Raw genomic sequence first — 25,554 nt, forward strand, 5'->3', positions numbered from 1 at the left:
GTTGTTCCGCAAACGGAGCTCACTATTACAGCTCCGTAAGATGTTTACGCCTCCTTTTTTTCTGGTGGGATTTTTTTCTTTTCCTCATCAATTAGGACTCTCCTCAAGATCTTACCAATGGTCGTTTTAGGAAGTTCCTCTCTAAATTCATAAAGACGTGGTACCTTATAGGAAGCTAAGCTCTTTCTCACAAACTGATTCAATTCCTCTTCCGTTACACTTGCCCCGTTCTTCAATACAACATAGGCTTTGACGGTTTCCCCACGATATGGATCAGGAATTCCTGCCACTACTACTTCCTGTACGGCCTCATGTTCATACAGAACCTCTTCCACCTCACGTGGATAAATATTAAATCCACCTGCAATTATTGTATCCTTCTTGCGTTCCACTACATAAAAGAACCCTTTTTCATCCATATAACCTAAATCACCCGTAAGAAGCCAGCCGTTTTTAAATGTGTTTTCCGTGTCTTCAGGACGATTCCAATAGCCCTTCATAACCTGGGGCCCCTTAATCGCTATTTCACCGATTTCATTTGGCGGAAGTTCTTCACCCGTTTCCAACGAAAGGATCACTGAGTCTGTATCCGGCCAAGGCAAACCGATGCTTCCTTTGACCCGAGGTTGATCCCAAATGAAATTGGCATGGGTAACTGGAGATGTCTCCGAAAGACCAAAACCTTCAACTAGCTTTCCACCCGTCACTTTCTCAAATTGCTCCTGAACTTCTAATGGTAGGGGTGCCGATCCACTCATGCACGCTTCAATGGAGGACAGGTCATACTTGGAGACGTCAGGATGATTCAATAGACCGATATACATCGTAGGTGCCCCTGGAAACAATGTCGGTCTCTGCTTTTGAATAGTTTTCAATGTAGACTCGACATCAAACTTCGGCATGATGATCATCGTATTTCCTTCCATAACGGAAAGAATCAAAACTGTCGTCAATCCGTACACATGAAAGAATGGTAGGATAGCCAGAATCCGCTCTTCGCCTCGTTTACATCTATAAAGCCAAGCATTGCACATTTTCGTATTCGCAAGTACATTCTTGTGGGTAAGCATGACACCTTTAGGGAAACCGGTTGTCCCCCCGGTATATTGCAAGAGCGCCAAGTCATTCTCCACATCGATTGGCTCTGCTATTTCTTCTGACATTTTCCGCTTCATGATTTCCGTGAATAAATGATGATTTCCTTCATGCTCCACTTTGACCACTATGCCATATTCCTTCTTTTGAATGAACGGATAGATAAGATTCTTCGGGAAAGGCAAGTACTCCTTGATAGCGGTTACAATAATATGTTCGATTTCCGTACTCCGGGCGACTGCGGTGACACGAGGAAATAATATGTCCATCGCTATGATGATCTTCGCTCCAGAATCCTTCATTTGATGTTCTAATTCACGTTCCGTATAGGTAGGATTCGTTTGGACGACCACTCCACCAGCCATCAAAATTCCAAAAAAGCTGATGACTCCCTGTGGGCAGTTAGGAAGCATGACCGCAACACGCTCTCCCTTTTGGAGACCGATGCTCTTTAAGTAGGATGCAAACTTCGTAGCAGATTCATAAACTTCTTTGAAAGTTAATTCCTTTCCCTGGAAATGTATGGACACCTTATCTGGAAATTCATCTGCAGCCTCCTTCAATAATGAATAAAGAGGTTTATCATCGTAGGTTAAAACGGTTGGTATTTGTTCCGGATACATGGCTTGCCATGGCTTATTGCTCATTTGCCCCCTCCTTCTGAATATTCTTAATACTCATACTCATTATAATACAACCGGTATTTTCTTACAATTACTGTATTCAGAAAAAATAAGCATAAAGGAGGATAATCGGTTTTAAAGGAGTAAAAGTCCTTTCATCTTTGGTTGTTTCGTGGGAGTCACTTACTCTTTATATTTTTAAGGTAGATTGTTAGATGACTTTAAAGCGACTGTGCATTGAGCCTTGAATTCTTTTTTAGAAAGCACTACGAAACTTTTAAAACTCTGTATCGTTCGTCCATGTCGACTTCCTATTATTAATCTAAACTACATAACAAAATTGTTGAATGTGTTGATTCTTTTTTTTCTTCCTAAAAGAGATTGCTGCTGATATTGGGATGGTGTAACCCCTTCGTATTTCTTGAATACCCTGGCAAAGTAATTTGGGTCGGAGAACCCACATTTCTCGCTTACTTCCATTACATTTTCCCTACTGTAAAACAAGTATTGTTTTGCTTTTTCAATGCGACGGACTGTGATATATTGTGTGATTGTGTAACCCGTCTCTTGTTTAAAAAGTCTGCTAAGATATTGTCCACTAAGAAAGACCAACTTAGATAAAGCATCTAAATTAATTTCTAAGTGAAAATTATTCTCGATATATTCGAGAATAGTTAAAATGTCGTCATGATCACAGACTGCCCCTAAAGAGTTTGAAACCGGCCGTTTTGCCACAGGTATATATTTTATTAAGGCTTTCTTGATATCATTCGGATGAGCAGGCTTTAATAAATAATCACTTGTACCTGTATCAATAACTTTTCGAGTGAAGTTACAATCATCATACGCCGTCAGAAAGATGATTTGGCAATCTGGCACCTCATCTTTTATCATCTCCGCTGCAACCAAGCCATCCATAATGGGCATTTTAACATCCATAAGAATAACATCCATTTGATTTTGCTTTGCAAGTTCCAAGGCTTCCGCTCCATTTGTGGCCTCGAATAATTGGCTTATGCCCAGATACTCTTTTTTAATTATCATTATAAGGACTTCCCGTTCCAATGGTTCATCATCTACAATCATTACCTTCACGATAGAACACCTCCTGATACTGGAATGATTATTCGAACCATTGTGCCAAATCCAGGTTTACTTTCGATGGTTGTTATACCGTACTCTTCCCCAAAATGAAATTGAAGTCGTTTCTTTACATTATCTATCCCAATTCCTGTTGTATGACCATTCTTTTTTTTACTGGATGGTAAAAATATCGATGATAACTTTTCTTTCGTCATTCCAACTCCCGTATCAGAGACTTCAATTACTATATTCCCTTTATCTAAAAACACGTGGGTTTTTACCGTAACTGTACTATTATCTGGTTCAAATCCATGAATGATAGCGTTTTCAATAATAGGTTGAATTGAAAATATAGGTAACTTTACTAACTCAGCTTCTACGTCCACTATTTCTTCATATTGAATTAAGCTACGAAAACGAGATTGTTGAATATTTATGTAATTTTTCACATAATCTAATTCTTCCTTCAACGTTACAGGCTGATCTATATTACGTAGACTGTACCTCATGATTTTAGCCAATGAATATGTGACTTTTTGTGTTTGTTCTGCATTTTCTAAATAAGCAAGTCGGGAAATGGTATTTAAAGTGTTAAATAAAAAATGAGGATTTATCTGTGATTGAAGGATTTTTAACTGTGCTTCCTCTAATAGTTTTTCTAGTGATGCACGGGCATTCATTTCCTCTACCAACTTTTGATTCATAGTATTTAACTCTTCCTGTGCAAGAAAATTAACTGCCGTTTTTATAATATAATTCGCTACAAGTTCGAGCATTTCCATTACTGCCTTAATCCGCTTTCGACTGGTAAATTCGATCTCACCTAAATAAAGCTCTAGGAGCCCCTGATTAATTGGTAGACTTCTCAATTTTTCTCTACTCTGTTCAATACGCTTCTCATCTCTATTTTCTAGCAACAGTTGACCACATAGAACAGAACCGAGATATTCGCCATTAAGAATAATAGGTGCAGCTACATCAACTAGACCCGAATGACAATAATGCATAATGGGCTTTGCTTGTTCAGCTGCAATTAGCCCCACTTTCTGATCAGATAATAGACAGCATTTAAATCCTTCTTCGTTGGAACGTATGTGGTTACAAAAACTTGTAAAATTAGTTGGTATGGTGACAGGTATTCCTTGCTGATCCGCAATTATTACTCCAAAACCGGTAGCGTCTGAAAAGCGTTTCTGGATATCCTGAAGCATCTCTACATCCACAATATTACGTAAAGTCAACATAGTCACCTTATACCTCCACATTAATTTTCTTTCTATTCTAAAAATAATAAATTTTATATCCTTTATTATAACTAATTAGTGTCCATTAAAAAGTATAAAGTTCCAGAATCTACAAATAGTTTGTTATAGATTGAAAAATATACTTGATTTTAGTCTCAATAAACCTTTTAAAACCAATGATGCTCTACCGGCTTTCATATAATTGATACCCCTGAAACCAGGAACTCCGTAATATTACTAGGAGTTTTTTTAATAAAGTCTATATTCAAAGGATAATAAGGTGTTCGAGTACCAAAGGACCATTTAGTTCTATTCAATTAATAAAATCAGTGAAGATAAAAATCTTCACTGATTGTTAAATTGCTTTATTCAGAGAGAATCCCGATTAATTTTATATCCTTCAGTGCATTAACTGCACTCTGGGCTACCAATATATCTTCTTCAACCGAACCACCACTTACACCAACTGCTCCAATGATTCTGCTATTATTGTACAATGGAATACCACCGCCGAATACAACAACCCGTCCGTTATTAGTTGTATTAATTCCATAAAGTTCTTTTCCATTTGCAGCTACTTGCGTTAAACTCTCCGTGGTCATTTTCATGGCCACGGAGGTCCATGCTTTATTTTGTGCAAGTTCAACACTTACCAATAAAGCATCGTCCATTCGGTGAGATGCAATAAAATTCCCACCTTCATCCACAACGCTTATAACCATTGGAACATTGATTTCATTTGCTTTCTTTTCAGCACTTTCAATGAGCTCCTTAGCTACCTTTAAATTGAGCTGAGTCATTTCCCCCATCCTTTCCTCTTAAAAAAATAATGGTAACCCTTTAACTAATCGAGCTGCATTCTTTCCTGATTTCCGACCATTTTGAACGATGTCTCGTATATAAGGTTCTTCCGAATTTAATTTCTCGTGATGAACACATAAATTCCCAAACTGGTCGATGCCAATACCTACATTTAAAGGAGACATATCTGCTGCGATAGTTCCTAGTTCAGTAAAGCTATTCGTTTTATCGCATTCTTCCAATAAGAACGAAACTCCTTCTTCTTCTAGTCCCGCACAGACTTCTTTAATTAGATTAGAATCAAGAACACTGTGATATAAAATAGCAATATATACTTCGTGATTATTCATTTCAATACCTCGTGCCTGACAGAAGCTAGTACCAATCCAGTTGCAACTGCATTTCTAGGACCTTCTGTGCCGCGAATATTGGCAAAGCCTGCTACAATTCCGTACTTTCCTAATTCCTCTGTTAACATTTGTGGAATTTCAAAGTCCAAAGCCGAGCCACCTACCATAACAACAAAAGATAGGTGTTTTAAATTGCCTGTTGGAACGACTCGCTTCAGGGCTCGGAGTGCATTAGTCACAAATACTCTTCGTTTTGCACTTCTGCGGATTTCTCTAATTTTGTCCATAGTTGCCTTGGTTGCTAAAGGGGTAAGTTCATCTTCTTCTCGGACCACCACTTTTCCGAAGGTATGGGGAGGATAAGGTTTTTCTGAAAATAACATCGTTCCGTCTTCTAGTTGCATATGGAATAAGCTGAGTACTTTTCCTAAAGGATTTCTTTTTATTTTTTCAGCCAATTCCTTGTCGTCTAAAGCCAATTCAGAATTGATGAGCATCGTGACCATGGATCCTGCCCCTGCTAAGTGACACGAGTTAATTTTGCCACTTTCATACATCAGCGCAGCATCAGTAGACCCGCCTCCCATATCCAGAATCACAATTGGTTTTCTCGTTCCGGGTGTCGTTAAGGCGCCACAAATTGCCATCTCTGCTTCAACCCCACCAATTTCCACCTCGATACCAAGTTCTTTTTCCAATAAAGAAGCAACTTTTTGCACAGGAACCTTATCCGTTTTCACCATTGAGGCTAAAGCGACACCGCTTTCCATAGAAAGCTCACCCGCCATAGCTCCGGTAATTGAATTGGGGATTACAGCATCCACAGCGAGAAAGTCAGAGATTGTAATATCATCTGGTGATTGTCCAGTCAGTTGGGCTAAATCTTGCCGTAGACCATTAAACATTCCACCAACATTGGTGCCTGTTTCCCCATATACGTCTATCAATGTTTCTACCTTTCCATAGGTATTCATTATCTCCTCAGCACCATCATTAATGGATACTTCTAGCTTTTGGGTATTCGCTCCTTTTAAAAAGATTTTACCTGCCTCTATTTTGCGTTCGACGACTTCTCCTTTTGGTGTTCGAATAACCACAGCTGAGCGGTTGCCAACTAACGCTTTGGCAATTAACGCAATTTGTATCGTTTCGTCAGGATCCAACTGAAAAATAGTAGAAAGACCGTATGGATTGCTTAAAGTTCGGATTACATGGCCCGGTAAAGCAACCTCAACTGCCGCTAATTTCCAAAGTGGAATTTTTTCAATTAATGCGACTTCATCCACAATCGGTATCTTTTTCTTTAGACGGTTGTGTATTAAAACCCCATCGTCTTTTTGTACCACCGCACCAGTAATAGAAATCCCTTCACTTTCAGCTTGGTTCAAACAGTGAGCAACCCATGCATAATCGAAATATTTCGGGATTACCGCAATATAATCTTGTTCTTTTTGTTCCACTTTCCTTATTTGATCGATTAACACTGTTATTCCAACGCCTAGACCTGCTCCACCCGGTGTATCGGGGTTATGTCCAACCATAGAGGATTCTGTGATAATGGTTTCACTAATCAGATCCATGGCCAAATCGCCTATAACCGGTACCGCATCATTCAATCGGATAAGATCAATATCTTCAAACTCAATATCTGCTTTCTTGACCGCTTCCTGCAAAGCGCGTCGAATACCTTCAACATTCTCAGACGTTCCTTTTATACCCGTAGTTCTCACCAAACACTGTGAAAGAAATTTTATATCGTTTCCATCCAACCTTGCAATTGCTACTTCCGTTGATGAATTACCGATATCTACACCAGCTAAAATCCTTTTCATACCCCTTTAATCCTCATCCTTCTTCAGCCTTCCTCTTCTTTCATATACGTCTGCAGCTTCACGAATCAAATTTGCATTCTCTAATGCTCCATACTCTTCTTCTAATTCATCGGCAATTTCTAAAAGCTGTTCTCTAGTCGAACGATTAGGACGCATGGCATTATATATTTGTAAGATACGTGCATCCGATATATTAATCATTTCAGCTGCTCGACGGAAGTTTTTGGCGAGTTGTGGTCTTCCTAGCGTTTCACTAATATCAGCGTGCATTTCAAGCGTGTTTGGGCTGATACGTAAGTCTGCTTCTGCTATGTCTCCCTTTAAAGCGGCATCTAGATTCAAATCATTGTAAGACTTTTCTGTACGTGTGTATAATAAATCTGGCCTTTTAATACCTAGCGGATAGTCATTTTTTGTTAGATTTGCCCCATCTTTCTTTATTACTCTCTCCATATTCACCCTCCTAGTCTTTTATTAAGAATTCAACTTTAACTTCAACTGGTTTCTTATCCGGTATAAGGGATTGGCATTCCTTTAAATAGAGCAGAGCTGCTGCTGCTTGATATTTAGGTCGTGTCATTTCATCATTTAATACCGGTACAGGATTTGGGCTTTCCCCTATCGCATACATTGCTGCATTTCGTCCAATCGCCCGATACATCTCTAAAGTTATTAATGGGGATTGAGGAAATAATTCAAGATTAGTTAGGGGGTCTAAATCACGCTGATGAATCACTGCAGTTCCTCTGGATTGTAAGCCGATGCTGATACCTGAACCACTTAATTGGGCTCCTCCATGGGCCATGAAAGCCAAATCAGCAGTACGCAAGCTTCGAATTACACGAGGTACAGCCCCTTGTTCTTCAATCCCGGAAAGGATTTCACGTAAGACAGAAGCATGAGCGACTTTCACGATGGTCTTATTCATTTCTTTCCCAAAGGCCGGAGCGATAGCAACTATTACTTCTTTTGGATTTGTTCCTTTTTGGGCAGACCCAATTTCCGTTAATTTCATCTCAATTGATAAAGCTGTGGTCATATTCCATTCCTCCTTAATCAAAATCTTGCGGACTAATGGCCTGACGAATATCTTTTATTTCATCCCATCTTTCCGGACTAAGTCGATAACCAGTCCCGGGTCCCATGTAATCGTTTTCATCATTCACCGCACTTATAACCACATTGTCTTTATTAATAATGGCAGATGTATGCAAATAATCACCAGCTACCCTATGTTTCAACATATTGAAAATTCGTTCAGCTGTTTGTCGATAACCACGCTTGGCCAGGATGAGAGCCACATCGAAACCAGAAATCCCATCTCTTAAAATCCGTTCCGCAGCCTTTAAATCTTCGACTACATTTCGTTGTGGCATATCTTCACTGCTGTTAGCATATGTGGCTGCCTCTACCTCTTCATCTGTAATCACTGGGAAGCCGAGTTCTTCAAAAATAACCTGTAATGCTTTAGCAGCTTCATAACGTACTTTGATAAGGCTTTCTTCATCCACTGGTTTTAATCCACCGTCCACCATCATATCTCGTTGGATAATTAAGTAATCGTCCAAATCACTTGAATCCATATTAGATCCTGCAAACATATCTTCGTTATTTGGTACAGCCGAGAATCCAGCAAAAATGAAATCCGTACCAGGAAGCATTTGACATAGCATTTTAGCACTACGTCGAATTTCCGAATGAGAAAAGGTTTGGTCATTTCCCGAAGCTACTTCCATATCAAATAATGTAGTAGCTAAGTTTTCTGCTAAGACGGCCCGGATTCCGCTTGGTACGGAGGCTGGTATGCCAATACAGCTGATTGATCCATTTTGCAACCCTTGAACGCCTGCCCCTTTTGCCATCATCACACATCGAATCTCTAAATAAAGCATGGATTTCCCTTCTGCTCCCGCCATTTGCACCTCAGAGCCAGTACCTGATGTAAAACGCATTTTAGCCCCACGTGAAGCATAGGCTGAAGCTAAAAATGATTTCGACCATGGCGTGTCATCTCCATCCATAAAAACAGATTCCGTACCATAAATTGAAACAGTTTCCGCATAGGAAGTCATTCCCAGCATCGCTAAGCGAAGTTCAGTTGCTTCTTCTAAGGAATCTTGCGTTAAAATTCCATTCCTTGCCGTTTGGGACCCCACTAGTAAGGCTAATGCATTAAAGGGTGCGTAACGGGCAACACCAACGGTTGTCTCTTGTTCATCAAATCCGTAGAGACCCGCTTCTGCAGCATCCGCTGCCATTAATACAGGATTATCGCGTACATTGGTCACATGGCATTGGTTAGACGGTGTTTTCCTTGCTCTCATTTTTTGTAAAGCCATCATCATTTCAACCACATTCATATGATTGAGTACTTCTAGTACTTTTGCGGGAGTGAGCCCTTTTGACAATTTGACAATCTCTGACCTTGAAACGTTTATATCTACAAGTTTCTTAGCAATCTCCAAAGAATCAAGAGCCATGACTTGTTCAGTTAAGCTTGAATCAATTGTGTAATCTGCAATAAATTGATCTAACATATCAAAATCTTCTCGTTTTTTTCCATCCAGCTCTATTATTTGGCCATTTTTTATCTTAATAGACGGCTTGGGATCATTAGGGCTTGACATGGCAACAAACCCCATTTCAGGCCATTCTTTTACGAATCCATCTTTATTGACCGGTCTTTCTTCTAAAATCTCAAATCGTTTTGAGCGTTGCATAAGCGATACCCTCTTTCTATGATTATTTATATTATGCTTTCATAAACGAAAGACTTCTAAAGGCCAATCTTTTTGGATAATCATAAAGCCTCCAATATGCAACTTTAAGTAATCTACTATTCAACAACTTATTTTTGACACCATCCCCCTAAATTTTATTTCATATAATTTATTATAATTTTCAGAATAACAAATGTATCTAGACGCATTTTACATTCATTAGCATTTTTTATGCTTTTGGCTATTTATCAATTACCAACTAAGACTTATACTCTGGGGAAAGAACAAACGTATCTTAGAAACGTTGACATTCATTTTTATATCTGAGTAAACAAAAAAGGAGTATCTCTACTCCTACACATTTAATTTCTAACCCTAAACCAATATCGATAGAGTTCTTTAAAACCTAATGTTGCATAAAGATTCCGTGCAGGTTCATTCGTTAACACCACTTGGAGATAGGCGTTATTCGCTCCATTCTCCTTTCCCCAATACAGGAGATTTGTAACGAGTTTCGTTCCATAGCCCCGGTTTCGGTAGGCCTCCTCGGTGGCGATATTAAATAGACCTAGGTATTCATCCTCCAGAACACCGAGTCCACATGCTAGCGTTTTCTCCTTTTCATCCGTCAAAAAGATAAAACAGGTAGTTGGAATGATTTGTTCCAGCACCTTCCTGAAAATGGGCTGATTTCTTTTATGTATGTTATTTAATCTACAAAAATCTGCAAACCGCGCTTCTGGCATCTCGTTATATATGAGCACATTGGTTCCACTCGGTACTTCCATATGTGCTAATGACAAAGCTTGCACACTGGTCCTACTTTCGATACTATAATTCAAGGCTTCAAGGGTATCGTCTAAATCGTCCGGACTAGCCAGTGGAGTGATTTTATAAGACACCTGGATGTTCCGTTCCAAGAAAGCTTTTTCACTAGATTCTATTTTTCTATTCACATCTTCATAAGAAGGATAAAGGGGATTTACCGAATTTGCCCTTTTGGTATACCCATCGGCAAAGCGTAAAATCCACCCATCACACAACTGCGTTTGCAATGCCGGCAAAGCGTTCATTGATAGCTCTTCAATTTTCCTTATCAGTTTAGGCTGAACCATTATTTCTTCCTCCATGTACTAGGCTTCGTAAATAATTATATAAAAAAGAACCCAAATAAAGAAGCGACGCAACGGCCGCTTCTTTTCAGGTCAAGAATACCATATAGATGATTCCGAGCAGAAAAAAAATTCCGCAACAAATAATTAAAACTTTTGCAAGCTTCTCCACAGTTTTCTCCCTCTCATGCAGGACATTAAGATATTCCAGCGCCGATGACAAAGGATAGGGCGATTGAAATGATCATCGCAAGAAATCCCACTGCCCGATTATCTTTTTGTATCTCTTCATCTATTTTAAATCCCGGGGTCATAAATTCAAAAATAAAATAACCGATGAGTAGCAGGATAAAACCGTATACACCCCAGCCTATCATTGTAAGTAGCGAGTTCTGATGGAGAATGGACTGTTGAAACACATAGGCGATTCCAAAAATCTTGCCCCCGGTGGCCATCGCGACAGATAAATTCCCCTGTTTGATTTCCTCCCAGTTTTTGTACTTGGTGACAAGTTCAAAAACGGCTAAAAAAACAATTATGCATAATATAACGACACTATATCTGGCTGCTATATACACATACTCATTTTCCCATATGTTCTCCATGAGACAACTCCCTAACGGTATTCGGCCATTCCTGCTAAGCAGCGTGCCTGAATGGCCACTTTCCTTTATTTAAATTCTACGACCGTCACACCAGTTCCGCCTTCTCCAGCTTCCCCGAAACGGATTTTCTTGACTGATCTGTGATTCTTCAAATATTCTTGGACCCCGGACCGGAGCGCACCCGTCCCCTTACCATGAATGATGGACACACGCGAATATCCTGCCAGCAATGCATCATCGACATACTTTTCGACTCTCGACAATGCACTTTCATATCGTTCCCCACGAAGGTCTAGCTCCAGGCTAACATGGTAATCTCTTCCTTTGATCGTGGTTAACGGCTTCGTTTCTTTCGCCTTTGTCGTTTTAATGAATTCAAGGTCGGACTCTTTCACCTTCATTTTCATGATGCCGATTTGTACCTGCCATTCATTATTTGAGACTTTTTCAATCAGACTACCTTTTTGTCCAAAGCTTACAACCTTCACTTCATCTCCAGGTTTCAGAGTTTTATCCAAAGGCTTAGCTGCTTTTTTTGTTGACTTCTTCACTTTTGGCGCTGCTTCTTCCAGCCGTTTTTTCGCATCGATCAGTTCGTGCTCTTTTACATCGGCATGCTTTTCAAAACGGAGTTGGCGCAAGTCAGCAATGATCGCTTCCGCTTCTTTTTTCGCTTGTTCAACGATTGCCTCTGCTTCTTTGGCCGCTTTTTCACCCATCGCATCTCGTTCTTCATTATACTGTTCCATTTGCTTTTGAAGATCCTTGTGCAGAATGTCGGCCTGTTTTAGAAGCTCGGCTGCTTCTAGTTCCTCTTCTTCTGCCTTCTTACGGCTATCTTCAAGAGAAGCTATCATATTCTCGACTTTATTCGTATCCTCGCCAATATGGCTACGGGCATTGCTAATGACGCTCTCTTCCAAACCAAGACGCTTGGAAATTTCAAATGCATTACTCCGACCAGGAACACCGATAAGGAGCTTATAGGTCGGGCTCAAAGTCTCGACGTTGAATTCGACGCTTGCATTAATGACGCCTTCACGGTCATACCCATAGGCTTTCAACTCAGGATAGTGAGTGGTAGCAATCACGCGTGCACCACGCTTGTAGACTTCATCCAATATGGAAATCGCCAGTGCGGCACCTTCTTGAGGATCGGTTCCCGCTCCAAGTTCGTCGAACAATACAAGGCTTTCATGGTCGACATTCTTTAATATATCGACAATATTGACCATATGAGAAGAGAACGTACTCAAGCTTTGTTCGATTGACTGTTCATCCCCGATATCTGCATAGATGGAGGAGAATACGGCCGTTTCAGAACCATCAAGAGCAGGGATTTGCAGACCTGCCTGGGCCATTAACGTACAAATGCCTATTGTTTTGAGTGTTACCGTCTTACCTCCTGTATTCGGTCCGGTGATGACAATCGTCGTAAAATCTTCTCCAAGGAAGATATCATTGGCAACGACGACATCCGCTGGAATAAGCGGGTGTTTCGCCTTGAATAGTTTCACGCGGCCTTCATTGTTCAAACGTGGTTTCGATCCTTTTATCGCTTTGGCGTATTTTGCCTTTGCAACAAGGAAATCCACGTGGGCAAGCACCTTGACGTTATGGAATAGTTCTGGAGTGAACTCGCCTACTTTTTCGGAAATCTCGACCAAAATGCGTTCGATTTCCTGTGTTTCCTTTACACGTGTTTCCTGAAGGACATTATTCAATTGGACAATCACCTGTGGTTCAATGAACAGCGTTTGTCCTGATGAAGATTGGTCATGGATGATTCCACCATACACACTACGGTATTCCTGTTTTACAGGAATGACAAAGCGGTCATTTCGAATCGTAATGATGGCATCTGACAACATTTTCGTTGCATTCGAAGAACGAATCATGCTTTCGAGTTTTTCACGAACCCTGCTTTCATTCGTGCGAATCTGGTTACGAAGCGTGCGCAACTTATCACTTGCCGAATCCATCACTTCCCCATGTTCGCTAATAGCATAGGTAATTTCCTGTTGCAAATCAATCAGGGGATGAAGCGAATCGATAAACTCAGCCAATAGCGGAACTTCAATCTCCTGTTCCGCGATTTCTTCGAAAAATCGAGTCAAGATCCGACCAGCACGAATGGTGCTAGCCGTTTCCATCAATTCCATCGGGGATAACATGCCACCGATTTGCGCCCTTTTAGCCTGCAGGCGGATATCGAATATTCCTCCCAATGGAAGATTACCTTTTAACCGGACAATTTTAGCCGCCTCATCCGTTTCATCCTGCCATCTCGATACTTCCTCGAAGTCGGTGGAAGGCATTAATTGCTGTGCCTTCTCCTTCCCGATTGCAGACGAAGCATGGGAAACCAATTGTTCTCTAATTTTATCAAATTCCAATGTCTTTAAAGCTTTATTATGCATGGAGTTAAGACTCCTCCTCAGTGAGTAAATAATTAGTCATTTCTCTTTAAAAACGTCAATAAACCATCCGTATCCATCGCGTTAAGAACCGTTGTTTTTTTAATCCATCCTTTTTTAGCAGAAGATACGCCAACCGGCATATGTTCAAGCATATCAATACTATGGGCATCAGTATTGATCACAACCGTCACGCCCGCTTCTTGCGCTTTACGTAGATGAGGCGGAGCCAAGTCCAAACGGTTCGGGTTAGCATTCAACTCAAGTGCCGTATTCGTCTCGCGTGCCAGTTCAATTAGCATATCCATATCGACATCATATCCTGTTCGTCTGCCGATGATTCTTCCTGTCGGATGGGCAATAATATCGACATGCGGGTTATTCAATGCCGTTTTTAATCGTTCCATGATCGTTTCCCGTGGCTGAGAAAAGCTCGAGTGGATGGAGGCGATGACCAAGTCCATCTCTGCCAGCAATTCATCATCGTAATCAAGGGTTCCATCTGGAAGGATATCCATTTCGATTCCTGATAGGACCGTAAAATCATCATACTTTTCATTAATGTCATGAATGATCTGTTTTTGTTCGCGCAACCGCTCTGCAGTCAAGCCATTCGCCACTTTCAAGTATTGTGAATGGTCAGTGATAGCCATATATTTATAGCCTTTGGCCCGACATGCTTCAACCATTTCTTCAATCGAATAAGCACCATCGCTCCAAGTGGTATGCATATGCAGGTCACCCTGAATATCTTCTACCGTTATAAGCGGTTCACTTTCATTGTACTGTTCCACTTCCGTCCCATCTTCACGTAATTCGGGTGGAATGAGCGGGATGCCGAAATGATTGTAAAATTGCTCTTCTGTTTCGAAGGTCAGAATTTCTCCCGTTTCAGCTACCTCCACGCCATATTCACTTATCTTTTCTCCCCGTTCTTTAGCCAACTGGCGCATACGTACATTATGATCCTTCGAACCGGTGAAATGGTGAAGAGTCGTGGTGAACTCTTTATCCTGCACGATCCGGAAATCGACAGAAATATCATATTCATAATCAAGGACGACCGAAACCTTTGTATCACCTGCGGCAATGACTTGCTTAATGCCAGGCAATGAAAGAAGCTGTTCCTTCACCTCTTCGGGGTGGTCCGTGGATATGATGAAATCAAGATCTTTAACCGTTTCCCTCATTCTTCGCATACTGCCGGCTCTTGATGAGCGCGTGATATGCTCCATATTGCCAATCGCCATCTCGATATCGTCAGCAATCGGTCTCATGAAAGCAAGTGGAAGACGGTCAGGCCTTGATCCAGCCTCGGCAATGGCTGATAAGATCTTTTCTTCTGTTTTTTTACCGAAACCGGTCAGAGCCGCGACACGCCCCTCCACACATGCCAGTTTAAGGTCATTCACATCATTAATATGTAATTCTTTGTGTAGCTTGGCGATTTTTTTACCGCCTAATCCCTGAAGTTGTAAAAGCGGTATCAAGCCCTTCGGCACCTGCTCCTGAAGCTCTTCAAGAACGGTCGACTTCCCTTCATTGATAAATTCTTCAATAACGGATGCCGTCCCTTTCCCGATGCCATTCAACGCCGTAAAGTCATCGATGGCCGTTAGACTCCGGTCATCGGTTTCCAATGCACCAGCCGCCTTGCGGAAAGCCGATACTTTAAACGGATTTTCTCCTTTAAGTTCCATGTATATGGCTATCTTTTCTAATAATTTTATAATATCTTTTTTATTGATTGTCATTTTTTCACCACCAAAATTAGTAGGGAAACTCCCTTGGATACTTTCTTAAAGATACCTTTCTTAACGCCAAAGTACAAGCCGTTCGATTATTACTTATACGAATCAACGATTAGGTAATTCCAGGCTGATCCACAGAAAAGGGCCCGCCCTTCCAAAGATGACGGTTTACAACTTTGAAAGGTAATGGACCCCAATTTAATGCGCTTATGAATTTACTTATTAAACCAAAGGTCTTCCACCTGTTCGGATAGGAACGGAGTATGTTTCACGATTGATTCTGCCAGGAAGGAGCCGGTAAGCGGTTCCTGGATGGAATCCATTGGCAGCAAGGCACCTATGTATAATATAATAAACATGATAAGATAGACTTCGGCAAATCCCAATATCGCGCCTCCCCAACGATTCAACTGTTTTAGGATCGGCAGGTAGGTGATGAAATTGAGCATTGATCCAAGCATTTGCCAAAGAATCTTAGTGGCAAAGAACACGATGGCAAAGGCGATGGCATTGTAATAAGCCGTCTCAAGCCCAACCGATTCGAAAAACATATTAAGCGTCGAAGAATCACCTATGGAAGGGAATGGAATCCACATTTTCAAGTTGGGGGCAAGATCCCCATAGAAGACATAGGCAATAATGAAGGCTACGATAAAACCTGTCATATGAACCAGTTGTAAAATAAAGCCACGCTTCAAACCGATTAATACACCGATTAAAAGAATGGCCAGAATTGCTAAATCAAGCATGTACTCAGTCCTTCTCTCTCTTTAATTCCAGTTGAAGCTGGTCCAGTTCATCTTTTAATTTAATATATTCGTGGATCGTGTTCACTGCGGTCAGTACCGCAAGCTTACTCGTATCCAAATGTGGGTTTTTCATACTGATTTCTCTCATTTTCTCGTCGACCATCGAAGCAACTAGGCGCATATGACTCGCGCTTTCCGTACCGACGATTGTATATGGTTGTCCGTATATGTCAACTGTCGTTTTATTTCGTTTATCGTCTGACAAAATGATGCCTCCAATCTAAACAATCCTATTTCTATCATATCATGAACTTTTTCGTCATGAAAGAGAGTACATCGTCATTTCTCGCATAAAAATTGCAATAATTTGTCAGTTATAAATTCCTTTAGTATGAATGATCCCTTAATAAATCAAATTGAGCGAGGAGTCCATTAATTATGTCCCATGTTGTATTACTTACAAGTCCTGTCCAAATCCAAGCAATGAAAGCCCATTATATGAATAGCTCAGTTGCAAAGCTTCCACCTGGGAGTATATTTTCAGCCAAGCCCCCGCTCTGTACCGTAACCGGTTATAAATCCGGAAAGGTCCTGTTTCAGGGAAAAAATGCAGAATTGGAAGCTGCAAAATGGCAAAAGGATGCAGTAGCACCGAAGAAGAAGCCGGACTCTTCTTCCACTACCACAGTCAAAGTTCATCGTTATTTGCCACCGGCCAACATTGCCACGATGTCGGTTATTGGTTCTGATGAAGTCGGGACCGGCGATTATTTTGGCCCCATCACCGTCGTTGCTGCTTATGCAAAAAAAGAACAGCTACTTTTATTGAAAGAACTCGGTGTTCAAGATTCAAAAAACCTGAAAGATCCACAAATCATCGAAATTGCTAAACAAATCAAGGATGTTGTCCCATTTAGCCTGTTGACGTGTGATAATCCGAAATACAATATGCTTCAGGCAAAAGGGATGTCTCAAGGAAAGATTAAAGCACTCCTCCATAATCAAGCCATCAAGCACCTTATTCAAAAAATACAGCCAGAGCAAGCGGAGGCGGTCCTGATAGATCAATTCGCCCAGCCAAATGTATTTTTCAATTATTTGAAAGGCCAGGAGCCCTTTCAGGCTAACGCTACCTATTTATGCACGAAAGCGGAAGGCATTCATCTTTCCGTTGCGGCCGCTTCGATTCTGGCTCGTTACGCATTTGTGAAACGCTTTGACCTATTGAGCGAAAAGGCCGGTTTTAGAATCCCCAAAGGAGCAGGCTTTGCCGTCGACGAGGCAGCGGCACGCTTAATCCATGAAAAAGGGATCGACGCCTTGAATGACTTTACGAAAACACATTTTGCAAATACGGAAAAAGCAAAAAAAATATATCACAAGAAATACGGGAAATGAGAACGGGAATCGGAAACGTAAATGCCTTTTTGGGCTAGCTTCTTATGATAGTAAGATGAATGTATTCAGAAGATCTTGTCGACTATAAGAAAGTACATATTATTAGGAGGCGGTCTTCATGCAATTATCAGCAAGAAACCAATTAAGTGGAAGAATCACTGAAGTTAAAACAGGACCTATTTCAACGGAAATAACCATGAGTATCAATGGTGTAGACATCGTATCCAGCATTACAACGGCTTCTGCAGAATCGATGGATCTAAAAGTGGATGATCAGGCGACAGCAATCATCAAAGCAAGTTCCATCATGATTGCAAAGTAACTGATACATATCCTAATAGAAGACTCTCACCCACCTTTCATTCTAGAGAAGTGAGTGAGAGTCTTCTTTTAAATTTGCATGCTATCAAACGGAGGCGTTACACCCAGAAAAATAGCCTCCTGAAATGTCAGGAGGCTGCCTTTTTTGATGCGATTTATCCTCGTAATTCTGCTCCGGCTTTTTCTTTAACCGCTGCAAGCACTTTTTCATGCGCTTTGGTGATATCCTCGTCCGTCAATGTACGTTCCGGATCGAAGTATTTCAATGAGAAAGCGATGGATTTCTTGCCTTCTTCCATTTTTTCGCCTTCGTATAAGTCAAAGATGCTGACTTCTTTCAATAACTTGCCACCCGCTTCCAAAATAATATTTTGGATGTCGCCGGCTTTCGCTGCTTGCTCGACTACTAACGCGATATCGCGTGTGGTCGATGGATAGCGTGGGATCGTTTGATATGCAATCGGCGCCACTTCCGCTTCAGCCATAGCTTTGAATGAAAGTTCGAAGATGTACGTTTCCTTTATATCCAAATCCTTCTGAACGGTTGGATGCACTTGGCCGATGAAGCCGATTACCTCACCATGCAACAGTACTTCCGCTGTCCGTCCTGGATGCATATCTTTGATTTCCGCTTGGCGATAGCTGATTTGATCAGTTAACCCCAGCGTATCGAAAATTGCTTCGATCACGCCTTTTGCTACATAGAAATCAACCGATTTCTTTTCGCCTTGCCAAGGTTGAGATTCCCATAGTCCTGTAATAACTCCAGCTACATGCTCTTTCTCTTCAGGAAGCTCTTGATTGTCTTTTTTGAAGAAGACAGAACCAATTTCATATAGAGCAAGTGAGTCAAGCTGGCGAGCATTATTATATTTCACGACTTCTAATAATTGTGGAACGATGCTTAAACGCAACTGGCTCCGTTCTTCACTCATCGGCATGGCCAAACGGATGGAATCACGGGCGTTCAATGCAAATTGAGCCGCTTTGTCCTCGCTTGTCAACGAATACGTAACCGCTTGATACAGTCCTGCTCCTTCAAGGGTACGGCGGACTTTACGACGTTTCATTTGATAATCCGTCAATTGGCCAGGAGTCGCGGCACCAACCGGCAATGTTGCTGGAATGTTGTCATATCCATAAAGACGGGCAGCTTCTTCCACTAAATCCGCTTCAATCGTAATATCTCCACGGCGTGTAGGAACGGTGATCGTGAACGTTTCATTGTCCAGAGCCACTCCAAATTGAAGACGTTTGAAGATGGATTCCACTTCAGCGACAGACATATCCGTGCCAAGAAGCGTATTGATTTTTTCAAGGGTAATGCTAATGACAGCTGGCTCCATTATCAGTTCATCAACCTCTGCCGTTCCTTGTAGAATCGTTCCGCCTGCATATTGTGCAATCAATTGAGCTGCACGTTCTCCAGCTTCACGCACGCGAGCTGGATCGACGCCTTTTTCAAAACGGGCACTTGCTTCACTACGTAATCCATGATCTTTCGAAGCTTTACGTACAACCGTCCCGGCAAAATAAGCACTTTCGATAATGACGGTCGTTGTATCATTCTTCACTTCTGAGTTTGCCCCGCCCATTACTCCTGCAATCGCAACTGGCTCGGTGCCGTTCGTGATGACCAGATGATCTGGCGATAATGTACGTTCCGTTTCATCCAAAGTAACGATCTTTTCGGCTTCGTTCGCTTTACGGATGACAATTTCCTTTGAACCCAAACGATCATAATCAAAGGCATGTAGTGGCTGACCATATTCAAGTAAAATGTAATTCGTAATATCGACCACGTTGTTATGCGGACGAATGCCTGCTGACATAAGGCGGGTCTGCATCCAGAGTGGAGATGGACCTACTTTTACGTCCTTGATGATTTTAGCGATGTATAATGGATTATCTTCTTTTACTTCCACTTTGATGTTAATATAATCAGTGGCTTTTTCCGTTGCTTCTTCTTTTTCGATGACTGGCCATTTCACATCACGACCAAGAATGGCTCCGACTTCATAAGCAACACCCAGCATGCTTAAAGCATCTGATCGGTTTGGCGTTAAACCAAGTTCCAGCACTTCATCGCTTAAACCAAGTTCTTCTAGTGCATCTTTGCCAACTTCCACATCATTAGGGAATACAAAAATGCCTGTTGCATAATCTTTAGATACAATCTTGGATTCGAAACCTAATTCTTGAAGCGAGCAAATCATTCCGTGAGATTCTTCTCCACGAAGCTTGGCTTTCTTGATTTTAAAGTTACCTGGAAGTACAGCGCCAACAGTCGCTACGGCTACTTTTTGGCCTTTATCCACGTTTGGGGCTCCACAGACGATTTGTACAGGGGCCTCCGCTCCAATATCAACCAGGCATTTATTCAGTTTATCGGCATTCGGATGCTGTTCGCGTTCTAGTACGTGTCCGATGACAATCCCTTTAAGCCCTTCACTTTTCTTTTCTACCCCTTCAACCTCAATGCCGCTCTTCGTGATTTTATCCGCAAGCTCAGTTGCATTGATGCCGGAAAGGTCTACATATTCCTGCAACCATTTATATGATACAAACATGGTAGGTCCTCCTCTTTAAAATTAAAATTTATGCTTCATGATGATGGAATTGTTTTAAGAAACGAACATCGTTTGTATAGAAGTGACGGATATCATCCACGCCGTATTTTAGCATCGCGATCCGTTCTACACCGATTCCAAAAGCGAATCCGGAGTATTTCTTCGAATCGAATCCAGCCATTTCAAGGACATTCGGATGAACGATTCCTCCACCCAGCACTTCGATCCATCCTGTTTGTTTACATACATTACAACCTTTACCGCCACAGATTTTACATGAGATATCCACCTCTACTGATGGCTCCGTGAAAGGGAAGAAACTTGGACGAAGACGGATTTCCCGGTCTTGGCCGAATACTTTCTTAGCAAATACATCAAGTGTTCCTTTCAGGTCGCTCATGCTGATGTTTTCATCGATGACCAAGCCTTCAATTTGCTGGAATTGATGCGAGTGCGTTGCGTCATCATTATCACGACGATACACTTTACCTGGACAAATGATTTTAACCGGACCTTGGCCTTTATGTTTTTCCATCGTTCTTGCTTGTACTGGAGACGTGTGGGTACGCATCAAAATCTCATCCGTTATGTAGAATGAATCTTGCATATCACGTGCTGGATGGCTCTTCGGCAAGTTCAATGCCTCAAAGTTGTAATAGTCCGTTTCGACTTCAGGACCTTCAGCCACTGTGTATCCCATACCGATGAATAGGTCTTCAATTTCCTCGACGACCCGTGTTAACGGATGAAGATTTCCTTTCTTAACCGGACGGCCTGGTAATGTCACGTCAATCGTTTCTGTTGCAAGCTTCTTATTAACGGCAGCTGTTTCTAATGCCGCTTGTTTTTCCTCGATTTTCGACGCGATGGCTCCACGGACCTCATTAGCTAGCGCTCCGATTTTCGGACGTTCCTCAGCTGATAATTTCCCCATTCCGCGTAATACCTCTGTAATCGGCCCTTTTTTCCCTAAATAAGCAACACGGACTTCATTCAGTTCTTTTAGTTCGGAAGCTGCGGCAACTTTTTGCAACGCTTCTTCCTGCAGTTCTAGTAAACGTTCCTGCATCATGTCTTCCTCCTTTAGTTTTCCTTTTATAAAAATGAACACAAAAAAACCCCACTCCCAGAAAGGGACGAGGTTTATGTATCGCGGTACCACCCTTATTAGTGCTATCTGCTAAAAAGCATGAAGCACTCACTCATAAAAAATAACGGCTCTTCACCGGAACATTTTTCAGACACTCTGTCTTCCCAATGCCAACTCGAAAGGTGAATTCCCTTAAGCAGTGCCATAAAAATGCTTTCAGTCACGGCATTTTTTCCCTGGTTATGGATGTCTTAAGTTACTACTCTTTGTCATTGTTGTTTTCATTATAAAATTCTGTTTCATTATATTATAAATGAACGGCCGTTTCAAATTGATTTTCTTAAATAGTACATTAAAATACCGGCCGCGATCCCGACATTCAGTGATTCACTTTTCCCGTAAATCGGAATATAAAGATTTTTCGTCGTTTTCGCCAATAATTCCTTGGAAACTCCTTGGCCTTCATTACCGACGAGCAGTGCAAATCGCGAAGACCTTTCCACCTCTTCAAAGGGCGAGCCACCTTCTAAGGCCGTGCCATAAACCGGCATGCCTTGTTGCTTCAGTTCATCAATGATCTCGGAAAGATTCCCTTTAACCACCGGCATATGAAACAGGCTTCCCTGCGTGGAACGGACCACTTTCGGATTATACAAATCGGCACACCCTTCTCCTAGAATGACAGCATCGATTCCGGCTGCATCAGCTGTCCGGATCATCGTGCCGATATTGCCTGGATCTTGCACCGCATCGATCAACAGTAGTTTGTCCGGATTGATGGAAGACATGCTCATGGTTTTCTGTTCACAGACAGCGGCTATTCCTTGTGGGCTCTCCGTATCGCAAATCGCCTTCATGATATCAGTTTTCACATAGATGACATCCGTGCCTTCAAGCGAAAAATGGGCCGGCATTTCTGTTTCTTCATTTACGATTACTTCCATGACGATTTCTGCCTTCAATGCTTCTTCAACAAGATGAAAACCTTCTACTAAATACGTACCGGTTTTATCCCGTTCTTTTTTGGTCAATAATTTTTTCCACTGCTTCACCTGAGGGTTTTTTACAGACTCAATATATTTCAAGGTAAACGCTCCTTTAATATTTCACGCTAATTATCCTATTATAACGTAATTCGTATACATATTGAATGCCTGTTTGTGAAATGCTAGTTATGTGAGTCATTATGTGTTAGAGGAGGAAAAATCATGAATTTAAATTTACGCAATGCCATTATTCAGAATGTATCCGGAAATACGCAAGAACAGCTAGAGGATACGATAGTCGATGCGATTCAAAATGGTGAGGAAAAAATGCTACCAGGTCTTGGCGTATTATTCGAGGTCATCTGGGAAAATTCATCCGAACAGGAAAAGCAGGAAATGATTACGGCTCTTGAATCTGGATTAAAAAAATAACAGCCATCATCGGCTGTTATTTTTTCGGCTTATAAGCGATCGGTGTTAATACGATTTTTAATGTATTTATCCGTTAAGTCAGGGTTCTCATCACTATCTTGAGGCACCTTTCCGTCACGGGGAGCGGTGTTTTGATTTAGTGTGTCACCTACATTCAGAGAATTTTTGGTATCAGCGGAAAAGGGATCCACATGGGGATCCCTCGCTATCGTTCCCTCATAATCCTCTGGTCTTGGTTTCTTATACTGCTCCGTGGAATTCGACTTCATCTCTTTCTCCTGTGCCCGTTTCGATCCCATCTCTTGATTATCATAGATGTTGGTTGAATTCCCATGAAGTTCTTCGCCTTTACCTGGCTGTGCCTCTACTTCACTTGCTTGATAGGCATTCGCCGTCGTTTCAGGGAAAAGATTCGGATCCGGATTATTCACGATACCGGTTTTAAGTGGGTTATTCTCTTGGGAGGTAATATGATCTTCGGTCTCTATTGGGGTCTCGTCGTCAAGAAGAATCAAGAACTTCCCGGCTTCAACTTCATTTATATAAGCCGTGGCTTCACTATCGGCTAAACCCAGATTCCCTAAACGATTTCTGATATCACCGGATCCTTCATTCAAGAAGAAGTGTTTCACTTTTTCTACGAATGAATCATCATCCTGGTTCGTGATAATATCGACGTCCTCATTCTGGCTATTGTTCACAAAAGCCACATCTTCTTTTTTATTCGCGATTACGGTGATTTTCTCACTATCCCATCCTTTTAAATGAAGCGCCTGGATTTCCTTGTTTGCTTCGGAACTAGAATCATAAACACCATGCAATGTTTTTCCCATGAATTATTCCTCCTTTTGTAGCATTACTATTTAATCTTGTTATACCCTTACCATCCAAAATTAAACAAAAATCAGGCTCTGGCCAGTCGATAAGGATTTAATTCCACTCGTCATGCACCTAAAAAAAAGACCTGCCGTCTCGTAAACGGCAGGTCATTCTCTATTATTCCCTTAACGAAGTTTTTGTTGTTCTTCAAGGGTTTTCACATTTCTCTTTTCTTCCAATGGGTCATGCCCTACTCCGGTATTGACCCCAGTATTGACTCTTCCGGTATTGAGAGAATCGCGATTCTTCACTGAATCTGTTTTATTTAAAGCATCTCTCTTGGTCGTTTCACCTAGATTTTTTTCACGTACGATGGATGAATCACTACTATCAAGCTGGATATCTTCTTTTTTAAGAGTATCCTGAACTTGTTCAGTGTCTTGTACCACTTGTTTCTTGATGACAATTTCATCAGTGACCACCGGTTTTTTGGTCACTTCCAATTTTTCCTCAACAACTGGAATTCTTACAGTTTCCCCATCTTTAATGCTTCCTGCTTCCAGTCCGCTTTCTCTACCTGTAACAGGCCGACGTTCAATCGTTACTTCTTCGTGCTCAACCGGAACATTAATGGTTTTTTGCTGTTCCTTCACTTCTTTATCGATGACGACTTCGCCTGCCTGAACTCTTTCTTTATCAATATTCAACTGTTCTTCACGTAGTCGAATCGTTTTTTCATCTTCTGTCGTTCCACGACCACGGCCATTCATGACAGAAGTATCCTTATCGTTCACTAAACCATTCTGTACAGTTCCGTTGGTTCCGTTGAAACGCGGGTTTTCCGAGTTGCTATCCAACGTCTTTCCAACCGGACGGGTGCTTCCTTCTGTTCCAGCCTTGAATGAATCTCTTGGTGCAGTTAGATGACCTTTGCCTTCTTCAACTAAAACCAACACTTTTCCTCGTTCTACATCATACACATATTCAGCTGCTTCACTATTAGAAAGCCCTGCATCCGCTAGTTTCGTTGAAAGGTTCGCATGCTCATCTGGCATGAAGAAGCGTGCCACCTTGTCCATAAAGCTATCATCATGTGATGCATTCGTAATGGTATGGACATCCGTTTCCCTTTGTTGATTCGTAAAGTCCAGTGTTTCTTCTTTGTCTGCTACAACCGTTATATCTTCCCCTTCATAGCCTTTCGCTTTAAGTGCATTGATTGCTTGGATCACTTCTGCATTAGATTCATATACTCCATAAACTGTCTTATTCATATTAAATTCCTCCTCGTATTTTATCGATGTATTTGGTAGTTGGTATATTTAGAATGTACCCGTTAGTATGCGAACTAAACGAATAAGCCATATTACATTTGTGTTATAACATTACATTACGTTCTCAAAAACGAATGCCTTTTCCCTCCAGACCCCATCTGGACTAGGGATGCAAGCATTATATAAATGTAATGTTTAGAATCAATACCCCATTTTACTAGTTTTCATAAACTCAATAGATTCGCTTTCTTCTATATATAGGCGTCCTACCTACTAAAGAAG

General features: G+C 41.4%; 23 protein-coding genes and 1 other annotated feature. Of the genes, 3 read left to right on the forward strand and 20 right to left on the reverse strand.

Translation table 11 applies throughout. The annotated features are described in order from the left end of the window. Window positions 1-44: 44 nt before the first annotated feature. The 15 genes from ACIQXU_RS02485 to zapA form a co-directional block, all read right to left on the reverse strand. Window positions 45-1,742, reverse strand: a complete 1,698-nt coding sequence (locus tag ACIQXU_RS02485; RefSeq protein WP_402874512.1) for an AMP-binding protein — start codon at window positions 1,740-1,742, stop codon at window positions 45-47. A 303-nt stretch (window positions 1,743-2,045) separates the two neighbouring features. Then, the gene (locus ACIQXU_RS02490; protein ID WP_402987357.1) at window positions 2,046-2,804 is read right to left on the reverse strand and encodes a response regulator transcription factor; all 759 of its coding nucleotides are present in this window, start codon (window positions 2,802-2,804) and stop codon (window positions 2,046-2,048) included. Between the two features lie 5 nt (window positions 2,805-2,809). Continuing rightward, window positions 2,810-4,045: a sensor histidine kinase gene (locus ACIQXU_RS02495; RefSeq protein WP_402987360.1), complete on the reverse strand. Its 1,236-nt coding sequence runs from the start codon at window positions 4,043-4,045 to the stop codon at window positions 2,810-2,812. Window positions 4,046-4,410: 365 nt separating this feature from the next. Further along, window positions 4,411-4,854, reverse strand: coding sequence for a GlcG/HbpS family heme-binding protein (locus ACIQXU_RS02500; RefSeq protein ID WP_402986532.1), 444 nt, complete (start codon window positions 4,852-4,854; stop codon window positions 4,411-4,413). A 9-nt stretch (window positions 4,855-4,863) separates the two neighbouring features. Next, window positions 4,864-5,196, reverse strand: coding sequence for a glycerol dehydratase reactivase beta/small subunit family protein (locus ACIQXU_RS02505; RefSeq protein ID WP_402986534.1), 333 nt, complete (start codon window positions 5,194-5,196; stop codon window positions 4,864-4,866). After that, on the reverse strand, window positions 5,193-7,028 hold the full coding sequence (locus tag ACIQXU_RS02510; protein ID WP_402986538.1) for a diol dehydratase reactivase subunit alpha: 1,836 nt from the start codon (window positions 7,026-7,028) through the stop codon (window positions 5,193-5,195). The genes ACIQXU_RS02505 and ACIQXU_RS02510 overlap by 4 nt, the downstream gene beginning before the upstream one ends. Before the next feature lie 6 nt (window positions 7,029-7,034). Continuing rightward, the gene (locus ACIQXU_RS02515; RefSeq protein WP_402986541.1) at window positions 7,035-7,481 is read right to left on the reverse strand and encodes a diol dehydratase small subunit; all 447 of its coding nucleotides are present in this window, start codon (window positions 7,479-7,481) and stop codon (window positions 7,035-7,037) included. A gap of 10 nt (window positions 7,482-7,491) precedes the next feature. Continuing rightward, window positions 7,492-8,067: a propanediol/glycerol family dehydratase medium subunit gene (locus ACIQXU_RS02520; RefSeq protein ID WP_402986544.1), complete on the reverse strand. Its 576-nt coding sequence runs from the start codon at window positions 8,065-8,067 to the stop codon at window positions 7,492-7,494. Between the two features lie 13 nt (window positions 8,068-8,080). After that, entirely contained in the window at window positions 8,081-9,748 is a 1,668-nt protein-coding gene (locus ACIQXU_RS02525) for a propanediol/glycerol family dehydratase large subunit (RefSeq protein ID WP_402986547.1), read from the reverse strand. A gap of 362 nt (window positions 9,749-10,110) precedes the next feature. Then, window positions 10,111-10,863, reverse strand: coding sequence for a GNAT family N-acetyltransferase (locus ACIQXU_RS02530; RefSeq protein ID WP_402986550.1), 753 nt, complete (start codon window positions 10,861-10,863; stop codon window positions 10,111-10,113). A gap of 194 nt (window positions 10,864-11,057) precedes the next feature. Continuing rightward, a complete protein-coding gene (locus ACIQXU_RS02535; RefSeq protein ID WP_402874507.1) occupies window positions 11,058-11,465 on the reverse strand; it encodes a DUF350 domain-containing protein in 408 nt (135 codons plus the stop codon). A 65-nt stretch (window positions 11,466-11,530) separates the two neighbouring features. Beyond that, on the reverse strand, window positions 11,531-13,885 hold the full coding sequence (locus ACIQXU_RS02540; RefSeq protein WP_402874504.1) for an endonuclease MutS2: 2,355 nt from the start codon (window positions 13,883-13,885) through the stop codon (window positions 11,531-11,533). A gap of 32 nt (window positions 13,886-13,917) precedes the next feature. After that, on the reverse strand, window positions 13,918-15,636 hold the full coding sequence (gene polX, locus ACIQXU_RS02545) for a DNA polymerase/3'-5' exonuclease PolX (RefSeq protein ID WP_402986553.1): 1,719 nt from the start codon (window positions 15,634-15,636) through the stop codon (window positions 13,918-13,920). 212 nt (window positions 15,637-15,848) lie between these two features. After that, entirely contained in the window at window positions 15,849-16,382 is a 534-nt protein-coding gene (locus tag ACIQXU_RS02550) for a CvpA family protein (protein ID WP_402874498.1), read from the reverse strand. Between the two features lie 4 nt (window positions 16,383-16,386). Beyond that, window positions 16,387-16,647, reverse strand: a complete 261-nt coding sequence (gene zapA, locus ACIQXU_RS02555; RefSeq protein WP_402874495.1) for a cell division protein ZapA — start codon at window positions 16,645-16,647, stop codon at window positions 16,387-16,389. Between the two features lie 173 nt (window positions 16,648-16,820). On the opposite strand from zapA, the gene rnhC reads away from it, so the two are divergent. Continuing rightward, complete coding sequence (gene rnhC / locus ACIQXU_RS02560; protein ID WP_402986558.1) at window positions 16,821-17,780, forward strand: ribonuclease HIII; 960 nt, start codon at window positions 16,821-16,823, stop codon at window positions 17,778-17,780. Between the two features lie 118 nt (window positions 17,781-17,898). Further along, complete coding sequence (locus ACIQXU_RS02565) at window positions 17,899-18,102, forward strand: TOBE domain-containing protein (protein ID WP_402874489.1); 204 nt, start codon at window positions 17,899-17,901, stop codon at window positions 18,100-18,102. A 154-nt stretch (window positions 18,103-18,256) separates the two neighbouring features. Here the strand turns inward: ACIQXU_RS02565 and pheT are convergent, their stop codons facing one another. The 3 genes from pheT to ACIQXU_RS02580 all read right to left on the reverse strand — a co-directional run bounded on the left by pheT (window position 18,257) and on the right by ACIQXU_RS02580 (window position 22,846). Further along, the gene (pheT, locus tag ACIQXU_RS02570) at window positions 18,257-20,671 is read right to left on the reverse strand and encodes a phenylalanine--tRNA ligase subunit beta (protein ID WP_402986560.1); all 2,415 of its coding nucleotides are present in this window, start codon (window positions 20,669-20,671) and stop codon (window positions 18,257-18,259) included. A gap of 28 nt (window positions 20,672-20,699) precedes the next feature. Next, window positions 20,700-21,740, reverse strand: a complete 1,041-nt coding sequence (gene pheS, locus ACIQXU_RS02575; RefSeq protein ID WP_402874483.1) for a phenylalanine--tRNA ligase subunit alpha — start codon at window positions 21,738-21,740, stop codon at window positions 20,700-20,702. A gap of 60 nt (window positions 21,741-21,800) precedes the next feature. After that, window positions 21,801-22,043: a binding site (T-box leader), on the reverse strand. Window positions 22,044-22,087: 44 nt separating this feature from the next. Then, window positions 22,088-22,846 (reverse strand): TrmH family RNA methyltransferase, encoded by a 759-nt coding sequence (locus ACIQXU_RS02580; protein ID WP_402986562.1) that lies wholly within the window; start codon window positions 22,844-22,846, stop codon window positions 22,088-22,090. Window positions 22,847-22,969: 123 nt separating this feature from the next. Between ACIQXU_RS02580 and sspI the strand changes: the two genes are divergently transcribed. Beyond that, window positions 22,970-23,179, forward strand: coding sequence for a small acid-soluble spore protein SspI (gene sspI, locus ACIQXU_RS02585; RefSeq protein ID WP_402874477.1), 210 nt, complete (start codon window positions 22,970-22,972; stop codon window positions 23,177-23,179). A 29-nt stretch (window positions 23,180-23,208) separates the two neighbouring features. On the opposite strand, the gene ACIQXU_RS02590 is transcribed toward sspI, so the two are convergent. After that, a complete protein-coding gene (locus ACIQXU_RS02590; protein ID WP_402986565.1) occupies window positions 23,209-24,012 on the reverse strand; it encodes a general stress protein in 804 nt (267 codons plus the stop codon). A gap of 171 nt (window positions 24,013-24,183) precedes the next feature. Then, a complete protein-coding gene (locus ACIQXU_RS02595) occupies window positions 24,184-25,272 on the reverse strand; it encodes a YsnF/AvaK domain-containing protein (RefSeq protein WP_402986567.1) in 1,089 nt (362 codons plus the stop codon). Between the last annotated feature and the right edge of the window lie 282 nt (window positions 25,273-25,554).

The sequence above is a fragment of the Peribacillus sp. NPDC097284 genome (assembly GCF_044761765.1).
GTDB lineage: Bacteria > Bacillota > Bacilli > Bacillales > DSM-1321 > Peribacillus.

Coding starts and splice junctions, on each gene's coding strand:
- ACIQXU_RS02485 (WP_402874512.1), bottom strand. CDS start 1,742: ATGAGCAATAAGCCATGGCAAGCCATGTATCCGGAACAAATACCAACC.
- ACIQXU_RS02490 (WP_402987357.1), bottom strand. CDS start 2,804: ATGATTGTAGATGATGAACCATTGGAACGGGAAGTCCTTATAATGATA.
- ACIQXU_RS02495 (WP_402987360.1), bottom strand. CDS start 4,045: ATGTTGACTTTACGTAATATTGTGGATGTAGAGATGCTTCAGGATATC.
- ACIQXU_RS02500 (WP_402986532.1), bottom strand. CDS start 4,854: ATGGGGGAAATGACTCAGCTCAATTTAAAGGTAGCTAAGGAGCTCATT.
- ACIQXU_RS02505 (WP_402986534.1), bottom strand. CDS start 5,196: ATGAATAATCACGAAGTATATATTGCTATTTTATATCACAGTGTTCTT.
- ACIQXU_RS02510 (WP_402986538.1), bottom strand. CDS start 7,028: ATGAAAAGGATTTTAGCTGGTGTAGATATCGGTAATTCATCAACGGAA.
- ACIQXU_RS02515 (WP_402986541.1), bottom strand. CDS start 7,481: ATGGAGAGAGTAATAAAGAAAGATGGGGCAAATCTAACAAAAAATGAC.
- ACIQXU_RS02520 (WP_402986544.1), bottom strand. CDS start 8,067: ATGACCACAGCTTTATCAATTGAGATGAAATTAACGGAAATTGGGTCT.
- ACIQXU_RS02525 (WP_402986547.1), bottom strand. CDS start 9,748: ATGCAACGCTCAAAACGATTTGAGATTTTAGAAGAAAGACCGGTCAAT.
- ACIQXU_RS02530 (WP_402986550.1), bottom strand. CDS start 10,863: ATGGTTCAGCCTAAACTGATAAGGAAAATTGAAGAGCTATCAATGAAC.
- ACIQXU_RS02535 (WP_402874507.1), bottom strand. CDS start 11,465: ATGGAGAACATATGGGAAAATGAGTATGTGTATATAGCAGCCAGATAT.
- ACIQXU_RS02540 (WP_402874504.1), bottom strand. CDS start 13,885: ATGCATAATAAAGCTTTAAAGACATTGGAATTTGATAAAATTAGAGAA.
- polX (WP_402986553.1), bottom strand. CDS start 15,636: ATGACAATCAATAAAAAAGATATTATAAAATTATTAGAAAAGATAGCC.
- ACIQXU_RS02550 (WP_402874498.1), bottom strand. CDS start 16,382: ATGCTTGATTTAGCAATTCTGGCCATTCTTTTAATCGGTGTATTAATC.
- rnhC (WP_402986558.1), top strand. CDS start 16,821: ATGTCCCATGTTGTATTACTTACAAGTCCTGTCCAAATCCAAGCAATG.
- ACIQXU_RS02565 (WP_402874489.1), top strand. CDS start 17,899: ATGCAATTATCAGCAAGAAACCAATTAAGTGGAAGAATCACTGAAGTT.
- pheT (WP_402986560.1), bottom strand. CDS start 20,671: ATGTTTGTATCATATAAATGGTTGCAGGAATATGTAGACCTTTCCGGC.
- pheS (WP_402874483.1), bottom strand. CDS start 21,740: ATGCAGGAACGTTTACTAGAACTGCAGGAAGAAGCGTTGCAAAAAGTT.
- sspI (WP_402874477.1), top strand. CDS start 22,970: ATGAATTTAAATTTACGCAATGCCATTATTCAGAATGTATCCGGAAAT.
- ACIQXU_RS02590 (WP_402986565.1), bottom strand. CDS start 24,012: ATGGGAAAAACATTGCATGGTGTTTATGATTCTAGTTCCGAAGCAAAC.
- ACIQXU_RS02595 (WP_402986567.1), bottom strand. CDS start 25,272: ATGAATAAGACAGTTTATGGAGTATATGAATCTAATGCAGAAGTGATC.